This is a genomic window from Pseudoalteromonas sp. 2CM41L, from assembly GCF_023161905.1.
Lineage (GTDB): Bacteria > Pseudomonadota > Gammaproteobacteria > Enterobacterales > Alteromonadaceae > Pseudoalteromonas > Pseudoalteromonas atlantica.
The window spans coordinates 118,344-132,060 of record NZ_JALNTN010000007.1 but is presented as its reverse complement, the minus strand read 5'-3'; the positions used below and the strand labels follow the sequence as shown (position 1 = coordinate 132,060).

Annotated in this window: 15 protein-coding genes and 3 tRNA genes; 12 read left to right on the top strand and 6 right to left on the bottom strand. The window is 41.0% G+C overall.

Annotated features, from left to right (window positions below; translation table 11 throughout):
* Window positions 1-190: 190 nt before the first annotated feature.
* The 6 genes from MTF64_RS10890 (at window position 191) to MTF64_RS10865 (ending at window position 6,902) form a co-directional block, all read left to right on the top strand.
* Complete coding sequence (locus MTF64_RS10890) at window positions 191-1,294, top strand: phosphoribosylaminoimidazolesuccinocarboxamide synthase (RefSeq protein ID WP_248451343.1); 1,104 nt, start codon at window positions 191-193, stop codon at window positions 1,292-1,294.
* A gap of 121 nt (window positions 1,295-1,415) precedes the next feature.
* Entirely contained in the window at window positions 1,416-2,075 is a 660-nt protein-coding gene (locus MTF64_RS10885; protein ID WP_248451342.1) for a methylamine utilization protein, read from the top strand.
* Window positions 2,068-4,383 carry an EAL domain-containing protein gene (locus MTF64_RS10880; protein WP_248451340.1) on the top strand — a complete coding sequence of 772 codons (2,316 nt, stop codon included), beginning with the start codon at window positions 2,068-2,070 and terminating at the stop codon, window positions 4,381-4,383. The genes MTF64_RS10885 and MTF64_RS10880 overlap by 8 nt, the downstream gene beginning before the upstream one ends.
* Window positions 4,370-5,203 (top strand): DUF3034 family protein, encoded by an 834-nt coding sequence (locus tag MTF64_RS10875; protein ID WP_248451339.1) that lies wholly within the window; start codon window positions 4,370-4,372, stop codon window positions 5,201-5,203. Before MTF64_RS10880 ends, MTF64_RS10875 begins: the two co-directional genes overlap by 14 nt.
* Window positions 5,203-5,622 carry a group 1 truncated hemoglobin gene (locus MTF64_RS10870; RefSeq protein WP_024033336.1) on the top strand — a complete coding sequence of 140 codons (420 nt, stop codon included), beginning with the start codon at window positions 5,203-5,205 and terminating at the stop codon, window positions 5,620-5,622. The genes MTF64_RS10875 and MTF64_RS10870 overlap by 1 nt, the downstream gene beginning before the upstream one ends.
* A gap of 176 nt (window positions 5,623-5,798) precedes the next feature.
* Window positions 5,799-6,902, top strand: a complete 1,104-nt coding sequence (locus MTF64_RS10865; RefSeq protein ID WP_248451337.1) for a capsular biosynthesis protein — start codon at window positions 5,799-5,801, stop codon at window positions 6,900-6,902.
* A 29-nt stretch (window positions 6,903-6,931) separates the two neighbouring features.
* On the opposite strand, the gene MTF64_RS10860 is transcribed toward MTF64_RS10865, so the two are convergent.
* Window positions 6,932-7,282, bottom strand: a complete 351-nt coding sequence (locus tag MTF64_RS10860) for a cysteine-rich CWC family protein (RefSeq protein ID WP_029773276.1) — start codon at window positions 7,280-7,282, stop codon at window positions 6,932-6,934.
* Window positions 7,283-7,325: 43 nt separating this feature from the next.
* Between MTF64_RS10860 and MTF64_RS10855 the strand changes: the two genes are divergently transcribed.
* Entirely contained in the window at window positions 7,326-7,652 is a 327-nt protein-coding gene (locus tag MTF64_RS10855) for a hypothetical protein (protein WP_248451336.1), read from the top strand.
* A 152-nt stretch (window positions 7,653-7,804) separates the two neighbouring features.
* Here MTF64_RS10855 and asd read toward each other — a convergent pair whose 3' ends face one another.
* Together asd and rsgA are read right to left on the bottom strand one after the other, a co-directional pair.
* A complete protein-coding gene (gene asd / locus MTF64_RS10850; RefSeq protein ID WP_004589055.1) occupies window positions 7,805-8,683 on the bottom strand; it encodes an archaetidylserine decarboxylase in 879 nt (292 codons plus the stop codon).
* Between the two features lie 15 nt (window positions 8,684-8,698).
* Complete coding sequence (gene rsgA / locus MTF64_RS10845; RefSeq protein WP_248451335.1) at window positions 8,699-9,757, bottom strand: small ribosomal subunit biogenesis GTPase RsgA; 1,059 nt, start codon at window positions 9,755-9,757, stop codon at window positions 8,699-8,701.
* 125 nt (window positions 9,758-9,882) lie between these two features.
* Between rsgA and orn the strand changes: the two genes are divergently transcribed.
* From orn to MTF64_RS10825, 4 genes are all read left to right on the top strand, one after another.
* Window positions 9,883-10,428 (top strand): oligoribonuclease, encoded by a 546-nt coding sequence (orn, locus tag MTF64_RS10840; RefSeq protein ID WP_121637980.1) that lies wholly within the window; start codon window positions 9,883-9,885, stop codon window positions 10,426-10,428.
* Window positions 10,429-10,687: 259 nt separating this feature from the next.
* A tRNA-Gly gene (locus tag MTF64_RS10835) sits at window positions 10,688-10,763 on the top strand.
* 118 nt (window positions 10,764-10,881) lie between these two features.
* A tRNA-Gly gene (locus MTF64_RS10830) sits at window positions 10,882-10,957 on the top strand.
* Window positions 10,958-11,306: 349 nt separating this feature from the next.
* Window positions 11,307-11,382: transfer RNA gene (locus MTF64_RS10825), tRNA-Gly, on the top strand.
* Window positions 11,383-11,568: 186 nt separating this feature from the next.
* Here the strand turns inward: MTF64_RS10825 and MTF64_RS10820 are convergent.
* From MTF64_RS10820 to MTF64_RS10810, 3 genes are all read right to left on the bottom strand, one after another.
* Window positions 11,569-11,997: a secondary thiamine-phosphate synthase enzyme YjbQ gene (locus MTF64_RS10820; protein ID WP_054983902.1), complete on the bottom strand. Its 429-nt coding sequence runs from the start codon at window positions 11,995-11,997 to the stop codon at window positions 11,569-11,571.
* Window positions 11,994-12,461, bottom strand: coding sequence for a chemotaxis protein CheX (locus tag MTF64_RS10815; protein WP_029773279.1), 468 nt, complete (start codon window positions 12,459-12,461; stop codon window positions 11,994-11,996). The genes MTF64_RS10820 and MTF64_RS10815 overlap by 4 nt, the downstream gene beginning before the upstream one ends.
* Window positions 12,462-12,533: 72 nt before the next feature.
* Complete coding sequence (locus MTF64_RS10810) at window positions 12,534-12,968, bottom strand: transcriptional repressor (RefSeq protein ID WP_029773280.1); 435 nt, start codon at window positions 12,966-12,968, stop codon at window positions 12,534-12,536.
* Between the two features lie 94 nt (window positions 12,969-13,062).
* On the opposite strand from MTF64_RS10810, the gene MTF64_RS10805 reads away from it, so the two are divergent.
* Entirely contained in the window at window positions 13,063-13,683 is a 621-nt protein-coding gene (locus tag MTF64_RS10805) for a MarC family protein (protein ID WP_004589061.1), read from the top strand.
* Window positions 13,684-13,717 lie beyond the last annotated feature (34 nt).

Genomic DNA, 13,717 nt, shown 5'->3' with positions numbered 1-13,717 from the left:
AATCTTTGGCTAGAGAAAATAAATTTAAATATCACCATAATACAACACGCCCTAGTCAGTCTCTTAACCAGAGTTCAGGTTATTTAGTTTTCAGTGCTGATTGAGCTTTAGGGTAGGCTGATTTATTATATAGCGCTTATAACCCCATACCATACTTTGCTCTATGAGCATCCCTAACCCCGGAGATAGCATGACTAGCTATAAAGTTTTAGACGTAAACGATGACTTACCCATTCGCACTAAAGGTGGCGTACACAGCGGTAAAGTTCGTTCGGTTTATTGGCTAACAGATGAAGACAGCGCACGCCTCATTAAAGAAAAAAACTATAAAGTTCCGCAAGGAACTGAGCTGGCAATTATGGTTATTTCAGACCGTATTTCTGCTTTTGATTGTATTTGGCAAGGCGAAAATGGCTTAAACGGCGTGCCGGGAAAAGGTATTGCGCTTAACTCTGTTGCATCTCATTGGTTTAAGTTATTTGATAAAGCTGGCCTTGCGGGTAACCACATTGTTGATATTCCACATCCTTATGTATGGATTGTGCGCAAAGCAAGTACCGTAAAAGTAGAAGCGATTGCGCGTCAATATATAACCGGCAGCATGTGGCGTGATTACAGTAAAGGGGTTCGCAGCTTTTGTGGCATAGATTTACCTGAGGGCTTAACGGCAAACCAAAAGCTTGAAAACGTACTAATAACCCCTTCTACAAAAGGTATTATCGAAGGCGTGGCTGATATTCCACCTGTTGATGATGTGAATATTACGCGCGCTAATATCACTGATAATTTAGACGTATTTAATTTTAAATCGGCAGAGGATGTGACTAAATACGAAAAGCTATTGGTTGAGGGCTTTAAGCTAATTAGTGAAGAACTGGCAAAGCTTGATCAAATATTTGTAGATACAAAATTTGAGTTTGGTTATGTAGAGGATTTAGACGGTAACCAACAGCTTATTTATATTGATGAAGTAGGCACCCCAGATTCTTCGCGCATATGGGATGGCGCGGCTTACCGCGATGGTAAAATAATCGAAAACTCTAAAGAAGGGTTCCGCCAGTTATTAATTTCTACTGTGCCAGAAAGTGACGTGCTGTTAAATAAAGACCGCATGGATGAGCGTGAGCAGCTTGCTAAAGACTTTATTTTACCAGAGTCGGTCATGCTTGAGGTGTCTAACACTTATGTAGGCATTGCCAGTAAAATCATTGGCAAAGAGATTGTAATTCCTGAAGATCCTCGCCAAGAAGTAATTAATATTTTAGATACTGATTACGACCTTATTGTAAAATAGTACAACTAAAGTATGTAAAAAAACAAAGCCCAGTCTTTATTTTTAGTTACTGGGCTATATTCCTTGCAATTAGTGCTGGTCTCTAATTAACTTAACCTAAGATTAACTTTTAGGTATTGATATGTTTAGGCAAGTGCAGCAAGTTTTTAATAAAAGAGGTTATTTACTCGCCGCTACTTTATTTTTTAGCCAAGGCGTACTGGGTGAAAATATTGATTTAGTAATTCAAGACCAGCATGGTCAGCCACTAAAAGACGCAATCGTTGAGCTTTATAAGGCGACAAAGTCAGAGCGCACTACGTTACCCGTTGCGGTAATGGACCAAGTACATAAAGCGTTTTTACCTGATTTACTAGTGGTGCAAAAAGGCCAGCAGGTTAACTTTCCTAACAGCGATAATATTCGCCATCATGTTTACTCTTTTTCTCAGGCTAAGCCCTTTCAGCTAAAACTCTATTCAGGCCAACCTAAAGAGCCTGTAATTTTTGATCAACAAGGTGTTGTTGTACTAGGCTGTAATATTCATGACTCTATGGTTGGCTATATTTATGTAGCCAATAGTGAACACGTTTATAAAACGAATAATACGGGTAAGTTATCCTTAGACATAACGCCGTTACCGACTACGCTGAGTGTGTGGCATGCGCTACAAACTGCACCGTTGGAAAATAAAAAAATGATAACAATAAACAATAACAATGAGTTACTAATTAAAATTAATACCTCCACCCCAGCACCGCGAAATACTTTTGGTAGTAAGTTTAAGGGCGGTAATGACTAACAGTTTAAAAAACCGCATTATTGTTTTATGTGTAGGCTTAGTGTTACTGACCACTATGGTGAGCATTGCTAGCTTTTGGTGGTCTACAAGTAAGTTTCAAGAAGAAAAAGTAAATCAAGATATTAGCGTAGCGCAAAATGTATATAAGCAATATCTGAGCGCAAAAGAAAGCCTACTGCTTACTGCTGCTAAAGTACTCACTGCCGACTTTGGCTTTAAGCAAGCGGTTGCCACTCGCGATGCAGGCACCATAAGTAGTGTGTTGTTTAATCACAGCCAGCGTATTGATGCAGAGCTTATGCTACTGATTGATTTATCAGGTAAATTAATTTCAGCCAATACTAATGCAGATTTGTACCCTCAAAATTTAAAGCCGTTACTGGATGAGTTATTAACTTCGCCAGAGCAATCGAGCTTTGTTGTTCTTAATAATCAGTTATATCAAGTTATTTTACTACCTGTAAGGGCGCCTAGAACGGTCGCATACAGCTTAGTGGGTTTTAAAATTGATGACGAAGTCGCCCTAGAACTTAAAAACCTAACAGGAATGGATGTCAGCTTTATTGCTGAGCAGGACAACCTCGTAAGAAGCTCGTTGCTTAATCGCCCAGAGTTTTTTTCACCTAAAAACTACTTTAACACCACCACAACAACGCGTTTGTTTGGTGATTATCCTGTATATAAAAACCAAGATATTATGTTGCCCTCCCTACAAGGGGATGCGGTAACAATTTTGCTCAGTGCTGATTTAACGCAAAGCTATAACGATTTTGAAAACTTATTGTTTACGCTAATTATTATGGCCATTTTAACGATGCTGGTGGGGGTTATTACCAGTAGTTTACTGGCAAATAACTTAACAACCCCACTCTCACAGCTTGCAGTTATTGCCAGGCAATTTGCACAAGGTAATTACGCATTTGAATTTAATGCATCTAAACAAAGTACCGAAATAGCAACCCTTGCTAACGCCTTTGATAACATGGGTAACGATATTAACGAGCGTGAACAAAAAATTAGTTTTCAGGCACGCCATGATTCGCTTACAGGCTTTTATAATCGCTCGGCTATGCTTGAAGTACTCGATGATGAGCTGACTCCCTCTACACAATACACCCTGGTTGCTATTGATATAAAAGGTTTACGGCATATAAACGATAAGCTAGGCCCACGCGTAGGCGATGAATGTTTAAAAGCGGTTGCCAATCGAATTAGTGGCTTTTCGGACGAACTTGGCGGCTTTCATGCGCGTATTGGTGGCGATGAGTTTTTAACTGTGTTTCCAAGTGCCGCTGCCAGAGAGAAAAAAAGCGGTATAGTTGGTTTAATGGCACAGCTATTAGCGTGTTATACCATTAAAACGTTAAAAATTAACTTACGCTTTAGCGCTGGGGTTGTCGAGTATCCTATGCAAGGTCTTGCCAGCGATGATTTAATGCGACGCGTACTTATTGCCGTAGACAATGCAACAGATAGCCAAGACAGTATTCATTATTACCAAAATGGTGAAGACGAAGCGCATTTAGATCGTCTTAAAATGTTAGATGAGCTTAAACAAGCCATTAGCGATGATGATGGGCAATTATTTATGACCTATCAGCCTAAACTGCATTTACACACACAAAAAATAAATAAAGTCGAATCACTGATCCGCTGGCAACGTAAAGATGGCAGCTGGGTAAACCCAGAACTGTTTATTGATTTAGCCGAGCAATCGGGGCTTATTGTTGAGCTTACATCATGGGTTGTTAACACTGTGGTTTCTCAGGTGGCTGATTGGCAGGCTAAAGGGATTGAAATGCAGGCAGCAATTAATGTATCAGCACAAGATATTGCCTCACCGAGTTTTCATTCAGCGTTAGTGCGTACTCTAAAAAAATACAATGTTGATCCAACCCTCATTACTGTTGAATTAACTGAGCGCGACATGATTGAAAATGAAGAAAAAGGCATAAAAGCATTACAAAACTTAAAAGCCATCGGTGTAAAAATTTCATTGGATGATTATGGCGTAGGGCAAACATCACTGGGGAGATTAAAAATGCTGCCTATTGATGAGCTAAAGTTAGATAAGTGCTTTATTTTAAAGTTAGATGAGTCGCGCAAGGATCAATACATAGTGCAGTCGTCTATTACCTTAGGGCATCAACTAGGCTTTAGCGTTGTTGCAGAGGGCGTTGAAAACAGAGATTCGTTAGACTTACTTAAACTTATGCATTGTGACCATGCTCAGGGTTACTACCTAAGTAGGCCTTTAAAAGCAGAATTATTAGAACAGTGGCTAAAGGAATATTATGAAAAAAGTTAAGTGTTTATTACTTGGGTTATTACTTAGCTCGAGCTTTTCTGGTTTAGCAAGCGAGGGTAAATTATTAGCGACCCCCGGGGTTTCGCAAATAGAAGGCAGCGGGGGCGGCGGTATTGTGCCTTGGGCACAGCTTGCAGGTTACGCCAGCGAAGACGAGTTCTCTGTGAATGGCTTTTGTAGCCGTGCAGATGTAACAGACTACACTTTAGATGTATGTGGAGCACAAGTTAACCTATTTAATCGTGTGGAACTTAGCTACGCTCAACAACGTTTTGACGTGCCTGCACTTGATACCGAAATAGAGCAATCTATCACGGGCGCTAAAATTCGTTTATACGGCGATATAGTTTACAGTGACTGGCCGCAATTGAGTGTGGGTATACAGCATAAATCCCTTGATGATGGCGCTGTTGCGACCCTCGTAGGTGCACAAGATACTAGTGGCACTGATTACTACCTCGCAGCGAGTAAACTCCACTTAGGCGCAGTAGGGGGGCTTAACTGGTTTTGGAACGTCACAACTCGCTACAGTGAGGCTAATCAACTCGGTTTGCTTGGTTATGGTGGGGCAAATGATGATGCAAAAATTTTATTTGAAGGCAGCACCGCTGTGTTTTTGAGCCGAAGTGTTGCCGTAGGTATAGAGTATAGGCAAAAGTCTAATAACCTTAATTTGGGTGAACAAGACTGGAAAGATTTATTTGTTGCTTGGATGCCAAACAAACACGTGAGTGTCACCGCTGCATACTTAGATTTAGGTAGCATTGCAGGTGCGAGCGATCAAACAGGGTGGTACTTATCGGTAACAGGGTATTGGTAATGAAAAACGTTGTCATTTTATGGTTGTGTTTAGGTGCCCTGGCCGGGTGTGCAAGCTCAGCAAATTTATCGCTTTATCAACAGCTTGATGGCCGTGCGGGGCTTACGCGTATTGTAGACAGTTTTATTTACCAAATAGGTAATGATGAACAAGTACTGCATTATTTTGAACACAGCGACATAAGCCACTTTAGAGAAGGCTTTATTATGCATATGTGTATGCTAGTTGATGGCCCATGCAAGTATAAAGGTGACTCTATGGTAGATATTCATACTGGGATGCACATAACTGAGAAAGATTTTAACCATGTGGTGGACTTACTTGTAAATGCGATGGAAGAGCAAAATATTAGCCATAGCATACAAAATGAGATTCTATCTAGGATGGCACCGCTGCGTAGTAAAATAATAAGAATTTAGGCAACATCTGTAAATTATTTACTCGTAGCAGTGAACCTTACTTTTGTAATAGTGTCCACTTAGTATTATTTCCCGATAAACAATAATTGGCGCGCACAGCTCGTATGTCTTACCTATTTATATCCCGCAAAAATGTACATGCAAAGTACTATAAAAAAATAATCAAAAAGCTGAGTATGGATTGCCAACTGCATGTTATGGGGGCGCCAAAGCTTTCAGCTATACACTATTTAAGTAAAGCGTTTAAAGTTGATTTTAACGATGTTATTAATGCACAACTAAAACGTAAGCGCGCCCGTAATAACCTTTGGAACAATGCTTTAGTATCGGCGGTTTACAAAGTGGGGCTGCGCTTTTTTGAGCGTTTACGTTACGCAAAATATTTAGCTTTATTAACGGAAGTTAACCCTGATGTAATGGTGATATGGAATGGAAATAAACTGCCTAATACTACCGTTGCTATGGCTGCCAAGGCACTGGGTATTAAGCAATTTTATTATGAAAATGGTTTGCTTCCGGGTACCACCAGTTTAGACCCTCAAGGAATTAACTTTAATGCGTCGCTAAGTCGAGATCCTGATTTTTATTTAAATTTTAATGCAAATAATGCCTTAAACTTTGATGCACCGGCGCTTGTCCCACGAGAAAACCATAAAAAACGCTGTGATTTTGCAGCTGAAAATATACCTGAACGATACATATTTGTGCCTTTTCAAGTGCCTCACGATACGCAATTAGCGAGCTTTTCGCCATGGATTGACTCAATGGAAATGCTATACGATGAAGTTGTTAGCGCAGTGAAAGCGTTGAACGATCCAAGTTTAAAGGTCGTTTTTAAAGAGCACCCGTCGTGGCACAAGCATTACACCCATTTATACAATAAAGACCCAATTGCACTTTTTGCAAACGGCAATAAAACCTGTGAACTTATTGAATGCGCAGAAGCGGTGATCACTATCAACTCTACGGTCGGTTTAGAAGCACTGTTACTAAATAAGCGCGTAATTACTGTAGGGCAGGCTTGTTATAATATAGAAGGCTTAGTTAAGCATGCTGATACTCGTGAGGGCTTAGCTGCCCAAGTAACAGATGTAGCTCAAGGATGGCAGTTTAATCCGCAGCTACGTGATAAGTTTTTTTGCTATTTAAAGCATGTGTATAGTGTGCCGGGCGTTTGGAAACACGCCGAAGAAGAGCATATCAAAGCAATTGAGTTACGTTTTAAAGGGGCGGATAAATTTGCACAATACAGCAACAATGTGCCCAACGAACTTATTTAACCGCGTATTGTATATCAACATGTTGTGATTTAGCTGTAAGGACAATTTTTACAGCCATTTTTACAGCATGTACCTCGCTTTAAAAAAAACCATTTACTAAACACCATGTAGCCATTTTGCATGGTGTAGTCTAGCCCTTCGATTAAATTGTCATTACCTCTAAATTTTTTAGCAAACTCAATTTGTGCTTTGATTGGCTGAGTATAAATATGCGCTAAATAAGCGTTTATTTTATTAAGCGTACATTGCGGGCATAAACAGCTTGTTGCTGACTCTTCAAGCGGTAAAATAGCAGGTAATTGGTTACACCAACATGCGTTTATATCGTTTACATTACAACTAAGCGCAGTGTGGCATTGTGAGCAGTTTAATCTCGTCATTTTAAGTCTTATCAGCAGTAGAGCAGCAAGAATAACAAATATTATGAATATACAAAAAGCATTGGCCGAATTTATTACCTTTGGTGAGCAAAGAGATGATGCTATTAGCGTGATTATTTCTACCCCAGCAGAGGAAGGTGCTCCCGGTTATACACTCACAAAGCCGGTATTGATTGACGTGCTAACACGTTGTGTAAACCACGAAATAGAGATAGATGATTTAGAACTATGGGCAAATGTGGTTGAATCGCGAGATGATATAAATTGCGCCGAACACGAAGGGGTTATTTTTGCGCTCAGTAATAGTGAGCAAATGGGTAAACTTGATAAGCGTAAGCTGATTGTATTATTGAAGTTGCTACAGAGCTAAGCGTAATTTAGTAATGATTGTATTTAAACCGTTTTAAATTATCATCAGGTGCAGCGAAATCAAACTTAGCTTATAGATTAACATTGCTCTGAACTCAAAACCGTGAACTACGAGAACAGAGCAATGTGATAAAACGTCTTTATTCAGAGGGCTTACAGCTCTTCACTTTCTTTAATTGTTGCAAATGCGGTGTTTAAACGTGTTACTGTTTCAGGCAGTTGGTCGTCTAAAATGTCTGCTTTATCTGCACCCCATGCTAATACCACTGTTGAGCCTAGTTTAAAGCGGCCCATTTCTTCACCTTTTTTAAGGGTAATGGCGTTTTCGCCTTTAGTTGGGTAGTTCCAGCTAAACACATCGCTACCGGCTGGTGGTGTTACTGTGCCTGCCCAAACGGTCTCTATGCTGGCTACAATGGTTGCGCCTACTAGTACCATAGCAAGTGGGCCAATTTCGGTTTCAAAAATAGCCACTACACGTTCGTTACGAGCAAATAAATTAGGGACATTTCGCGCTGTAAGCGGGTTTACCGAAAATAAGTCGCCCGGTACGTAAATCATTTTACTTAGTGTGCCGTCTATAGGCATATGAATACGGTGGTAGTCTTTTGGCGCTAAATAAATGGTAGCAAATTTTCCGCCTAAAAATGGTGTTGTATCATCTTCAGAGCCACCTAATAGTGCTTGTAGACTGTAGTCATGACCTTTTGCTTGTATTAGCTGCCCATCAACAATGTCGCCCAGTTGGCTAATAGCACCATCAACAGGGTGAGTAATTACGTTCTCGCCTTGCGCCATTGGACGCACACCATCTTTTAATGGGCGAGTAAAAAATTCATTAAACGTTTTGTAGTGCGCTGGGTCTTCATACAAAGCCTCGTTCATGTCTACTTTATATTGTTTAATAAATAGTTTAATAAGCGTTGTAGTTAAAGCACCTGCTTTTGCTGCTGCTAATTTACCTACTACGCGTGAAATAAAGTGCTTTGGCATTGCATACTGCATTGCAATTTTAAATTTATCTAAACTCACAGATTGTTTCCTAAATTAAACGCGAGGTGCGCGTGCACCAGCACGGCCATCGGCCATTGTTTCTAAAATACGGTGGTAGCTGTCGAATCGCAATTGCGAAATATCGCCATCGGCTACCGCTTGTTGAATTATACAGCCAGGGTCGTTTAAATGCTTACAGTCTCTAAAACGACATCCACCTATAAACTCTCTAAACTCTTTAAAGCACCAGGTTACCCGTTCAATATCTAAGTGCCATAAACCAAACTCACGTATTCCCGGTGAGTCAATTAGGTTACCACCACTTGGTAGGTGATGTAAGCGCGATACAGTGGTGGTATGTTGCCCTAAGCCACTGTTTTCTGATACTTCTTTAGTTAATATTTCGGCATCAGGAAGCACAGTGTTAACTAAGGTTGATTTACCTACGCCACTTTGACCAACAAAAATATTATTTTTATCAACCAGTACGCTTTTTAAATCATCTATGCCTTCGCCAGTTACACTACTTACAAGCAGTACCTGATAACCAAGGCCTCGATATATATCGAGTACTTTTTGAATTTCATTTAGGCCTTCGTCGTCGATTAAATCGATTTTATTAAGTACTAAAATAGGTTCTATACCCATGTCTTCACAGGCAATTAAGTAACGGTCGATAATACTGGGCGTAAACTCTGGTAGTACCGCTGAGACCATTAAAATTTGATCAATATTTGCAGCGATTACTTTTACGCCATCGTAAAAGTCGGGACGCGTAAGCTGTGAGCGGCGCTCTTGTGTTGCTTCAATAACGCCTGCTAAGTCGCCTTCACTTACTTTTGCGCGGCGAAATAGTACTTCATCACCACACACTAAGTTAGTAACGGTACGGCGAATATTACAGCGTAATACGTCACCTTCTTGTGTTTCTACATCGGCGTGTTGGCCAAAACGGCTGATCACGACAGCGTTTTCGGTTGCGCCCAGATTATCTGTTTGCCACTCTTGTGCGCCACCTTTTGCCAATTTTGTATCGGCATTATTTAAGCGCTTTTGATGATTAGCCTTGATCCTGCGAGATTGGCCTTTACTTAATTTTTTCTGTTTTGCCACTTTTGGCCTATAACCTTGGTTTAAATGTCGGCTTTGCGTATAAAAAAGCTTTAGCTCGACGGTTGATGCTAATATGATATATCGAAATGCGTTGGATCTAAAGAAAAGCACTGTTTAAGGTTACTATGACTATTAATGAATCTAATTTAATTTGGCTTGATCTGGAAATGACTGGACTTGAGCCGGCCACAGATAAAATACTCGAAATTGCAACAGTAGTAACTGATGCCGATTTAAATATACTCGCGGAAGGGCCTACTATAGCTATTCACCAAAGTGATGAGTTGTTAGATGGCATGGACGAATGGTGTACTACACAGCATGGGAAATCAGGTCTGACTGCTCGTTGTAAAGCCAGTACATATGATGAGGCTTACGCGGTTGATCAAACGCTTAATTTTTTAAAGCAGTGGGTTCCTGCGGGTAAATCACCGATGTGTGGTAACTCAATAGGTCAAGACAGACGCTTTATGAATAAGTATATGCGCGAGCTTGAAGACTTTTTTCATTATCGAAATTTAGATGTAAGCACAATTAAAGAGCTTGCCCGACGTTGGAAGCCTGAAGTACTAGAGCAGGTAAATAAAAAAGGCTCTCATTTAGCTCTCGATGACATTAAAGATTCTATTATGGAATTAAAGGTGTATAGAGAAAAATTCTTTAATTTGTAAAAAACACTTGCAAACACATTAGATTATTGTAGAATCCTGCCCCGCTCAAGACGATAACCCTCGCGGGGTTGGTGTGTTTGAGTGGTTTAAATACCATCAGTAACTGCGGCTCTAGCTTAGTTGCCAGAACGTTTAACGCGACTTGTCGCGAACCAACGGACAAATTACTGACTAACTATGAAGCGGCACTAGCTCAGTTGCCAGAACGTAGGACGCGACCTGTCGCGCACCAACGGACAAATTACTGACTAACTTTAAAGCGGCACTAGCTCAGTTGGTAGAGCGCGACCTTGCCAAGGTCGAGGTCACGAGTTCGAGCCTCGTGTGCCGCTCCAATTTCTCACCAAAGAAATTGGAGTATTGAATGAAATTTAATGCGGCACTAGCTCAGTTGCCAGAACGTAGGACGCGACCCGTCGCGCACCAACGGACAAATTACTGACTAACTATGAAGCGGCACTAGCTCAGTTGGTAGAGCGCGACCTTGCCAAGGTCGAGGTCACGAGTTCGAGCCTCGTGTGCCGCTCCAATTTCTAACCAAAGAAATTGAAGTATCGAATAAAATATAAAGCGGCACTAGCTCAGTTGCCAGAACGTAGCACGCGACCCGTCGCGTACCAACGGACAAATTACTGACAATCTATAAAGCGGCACTAGCTCAGTTGCCAGAACGTAGGACGCGACCTGTCGCGCACCAACGGACAAATTACTGACAATTTATAAAGCGGCACTAGTTCAGTTGCCAGAATGTAGGACGCGACCTGTCGCGTACCAACGGACAAATTACTGACAATCTATAAAGCGGCACTAGCTCAGTTGCCAGAACGTAGGACGCGACCTGTCGCGCACCAACGGACAAATTACTGACAATCTATAAAGCGGCACTAGCTCAGTTGGTAGAGCGCGACCTTGCCAAGGTCGAGGTCACGAGTTCGAGCCTCGTGTGCCGCTCCAATCTCTCTAAATATCCCACTAAAATAAACACTTCTTTAAAACAATATTTTGATCTGATTTATACCTACGAAAATTATTTATAAATATTATACGCACGAGTGGCCCCATGCCGCCGCGCGATATAAAGGGTTTTAAATAATGCGAAGTGACGAGGGTAAAAGAAAGGGAGGGGAGGTCAATACAAGGTTAAAAGGTTTCGCCTTGCAAGGTCGCTATAATACGTCTTGCACCGCCAGCGTCGCGATGCTCGCCTAAGTAAATACCTTGCCATGTACCTAGCGCTAAGCGCCCATTGCTTATAGGAATACTTAATTCACACCCTAACGTACTGGTTTTTATATGGGCTGGCATATCATCATCACCTTCGTAATCGTGACGATAGTAAGGTTGGCGCTCGGGAACAAAATGGTTAAAGTGGCTTTCCATATCCATGCGCACTGTTGGATCGGCGTTTTCGTTTATGGTTAAACTTGCCGATGTGTGCTGAATAAACAAATGTAATAGGCCAACTTTATAATTGGCCAGCTCGCTCAGCTGCGCGAGTATTTCATCATCAATTAAATGAAATCCTCGAGCACGCGGTTTTAAGGTTATTTGAGTTTGTTGCCAGCTCATAACTTATCAAAGCTAACTTCTATATTTGCATCGCCTGCATCACAGCTAAATGGCATAATTATTTTTTTGCCCTTACTTTTATGTGTGATGGTGTGGCCTTTACCTGCAACTACAATTGGCGTAGCCATATCAAAGTCATAGCCTTTTTCGCCGAGTAAGTTTTTAGCTCCACCGGTAACCATATTAGTAATTTCCCCAACCATATCAGTTACTTCATCGTCTATGTTGTCAGGGCGCTCACCAAGCATGCGCTCCATGATGGTCAGAGCTAAGTTTTCATCAAAGGTAATTGAAAATGAGCCACGAGTTTGCGCGCCCACCATGCCAATTAAACCAGATACATCGCCACAGGCGACTTCGTCTGTTTTTATGCGCGGCTTACCTGGTTTTAACTCGGTTTGTGCCATTGTAGATAACACATTGATCAAAGAAGATAAAAATGGATTAATGAACTCAACATTCATGTTAGGTACTCTTAAAATTGGTGCTAAAGTGGCTATCTAAATATGAGTATAGCTTTAAAACAAACTTTGGGTTTAGCTTCTACAAGACTCACACTTACCGTGTGCTTCAATAGTTTGCCCTGATACAACAAAGCCGCTTTCTGCTGCTAAGTTGTTTAGCTCGTGAGAAATAACCGTAGAGTGCAGCTCTTTTACAAAGCCACAACTGTCACAAATTAATAGCTGCACAGGATGAATATGATCAAAGTGATGGCAAAGCATAAATGCATTGGTGCTTTCTATTTTGTGAATAAAGCCCAGCTCTGATAAAAAGTCTAGCGCACGGTAAATTGTTGCAGGTTTTGCGCCTGTTTCTGTTACTTTTAATTGTTCAAGTAAATCGTACGCCCCAACGCCGCCTTGGGCGCTAGCTAATAGGCGAAATACTTTTTCGCGGATAGGCGTAAAACGCGCACCACGGTTGTCACAAACTTGTTTTGCTTTACTTACGAGTGATTCTATATTCATCATTCTCTTATCCTTACGCTACCGTGATATACTAACATACTGTGTTGTACTTGCAGCGTTTTTATTAAACACTTTTTATCTAGGAACCCCATTAATGCATGAACTGGTAGCTATATTTATTTTCTTTTTTGCGGTGATAGACCCTATAGGTACAGTGCCTGTATTTATTGCTGTGACACGAGGGGAAGATGAAAAGTTTAAACGAAAAGTTGTTTTTAAGGCCGTGGGTGTATCCGCTGTGGTTTTACTCTTTTTTGTTATTGCCGGTGAGCAGCTATTAAATGCAATTGAAATACCGCTGTCGGCGTTTCAAATAGCGGGGGGCATAGTCCTGCTTATTTTTGCGCTTTCAATGATTTTTGGTGAAAGTAAGCCCGAGTCTGAGATTAAAAGTGTGCGCGACAGCACAGAAACCGCTATTTTTCCGCTAGCCATTCCCTCTATAGCAAGCCCAGGCGCCATGCTTGGCGCAGTACTGATGACCCGCAACGAAGAATACACGTGGGTTGAGCAAGTTACTACATCGTCGATGATGTTGGTTGTATTAGTTGTTGTGCTTGTGCTGTTGTTACTCGCAAATCATGTGCATAAATTAATAGGCGACAGTGGCGCAAGTATTATAAGTAGAATCATGGGGTTAATTTTAAGCTCTGTGGCAGTTACAAATATACTCAACGGTATCGCGCATTATTTTGGTTTACAAATATACAGCTAACATTGATGCTAATTAGGCTTTTGTGTAGAATACA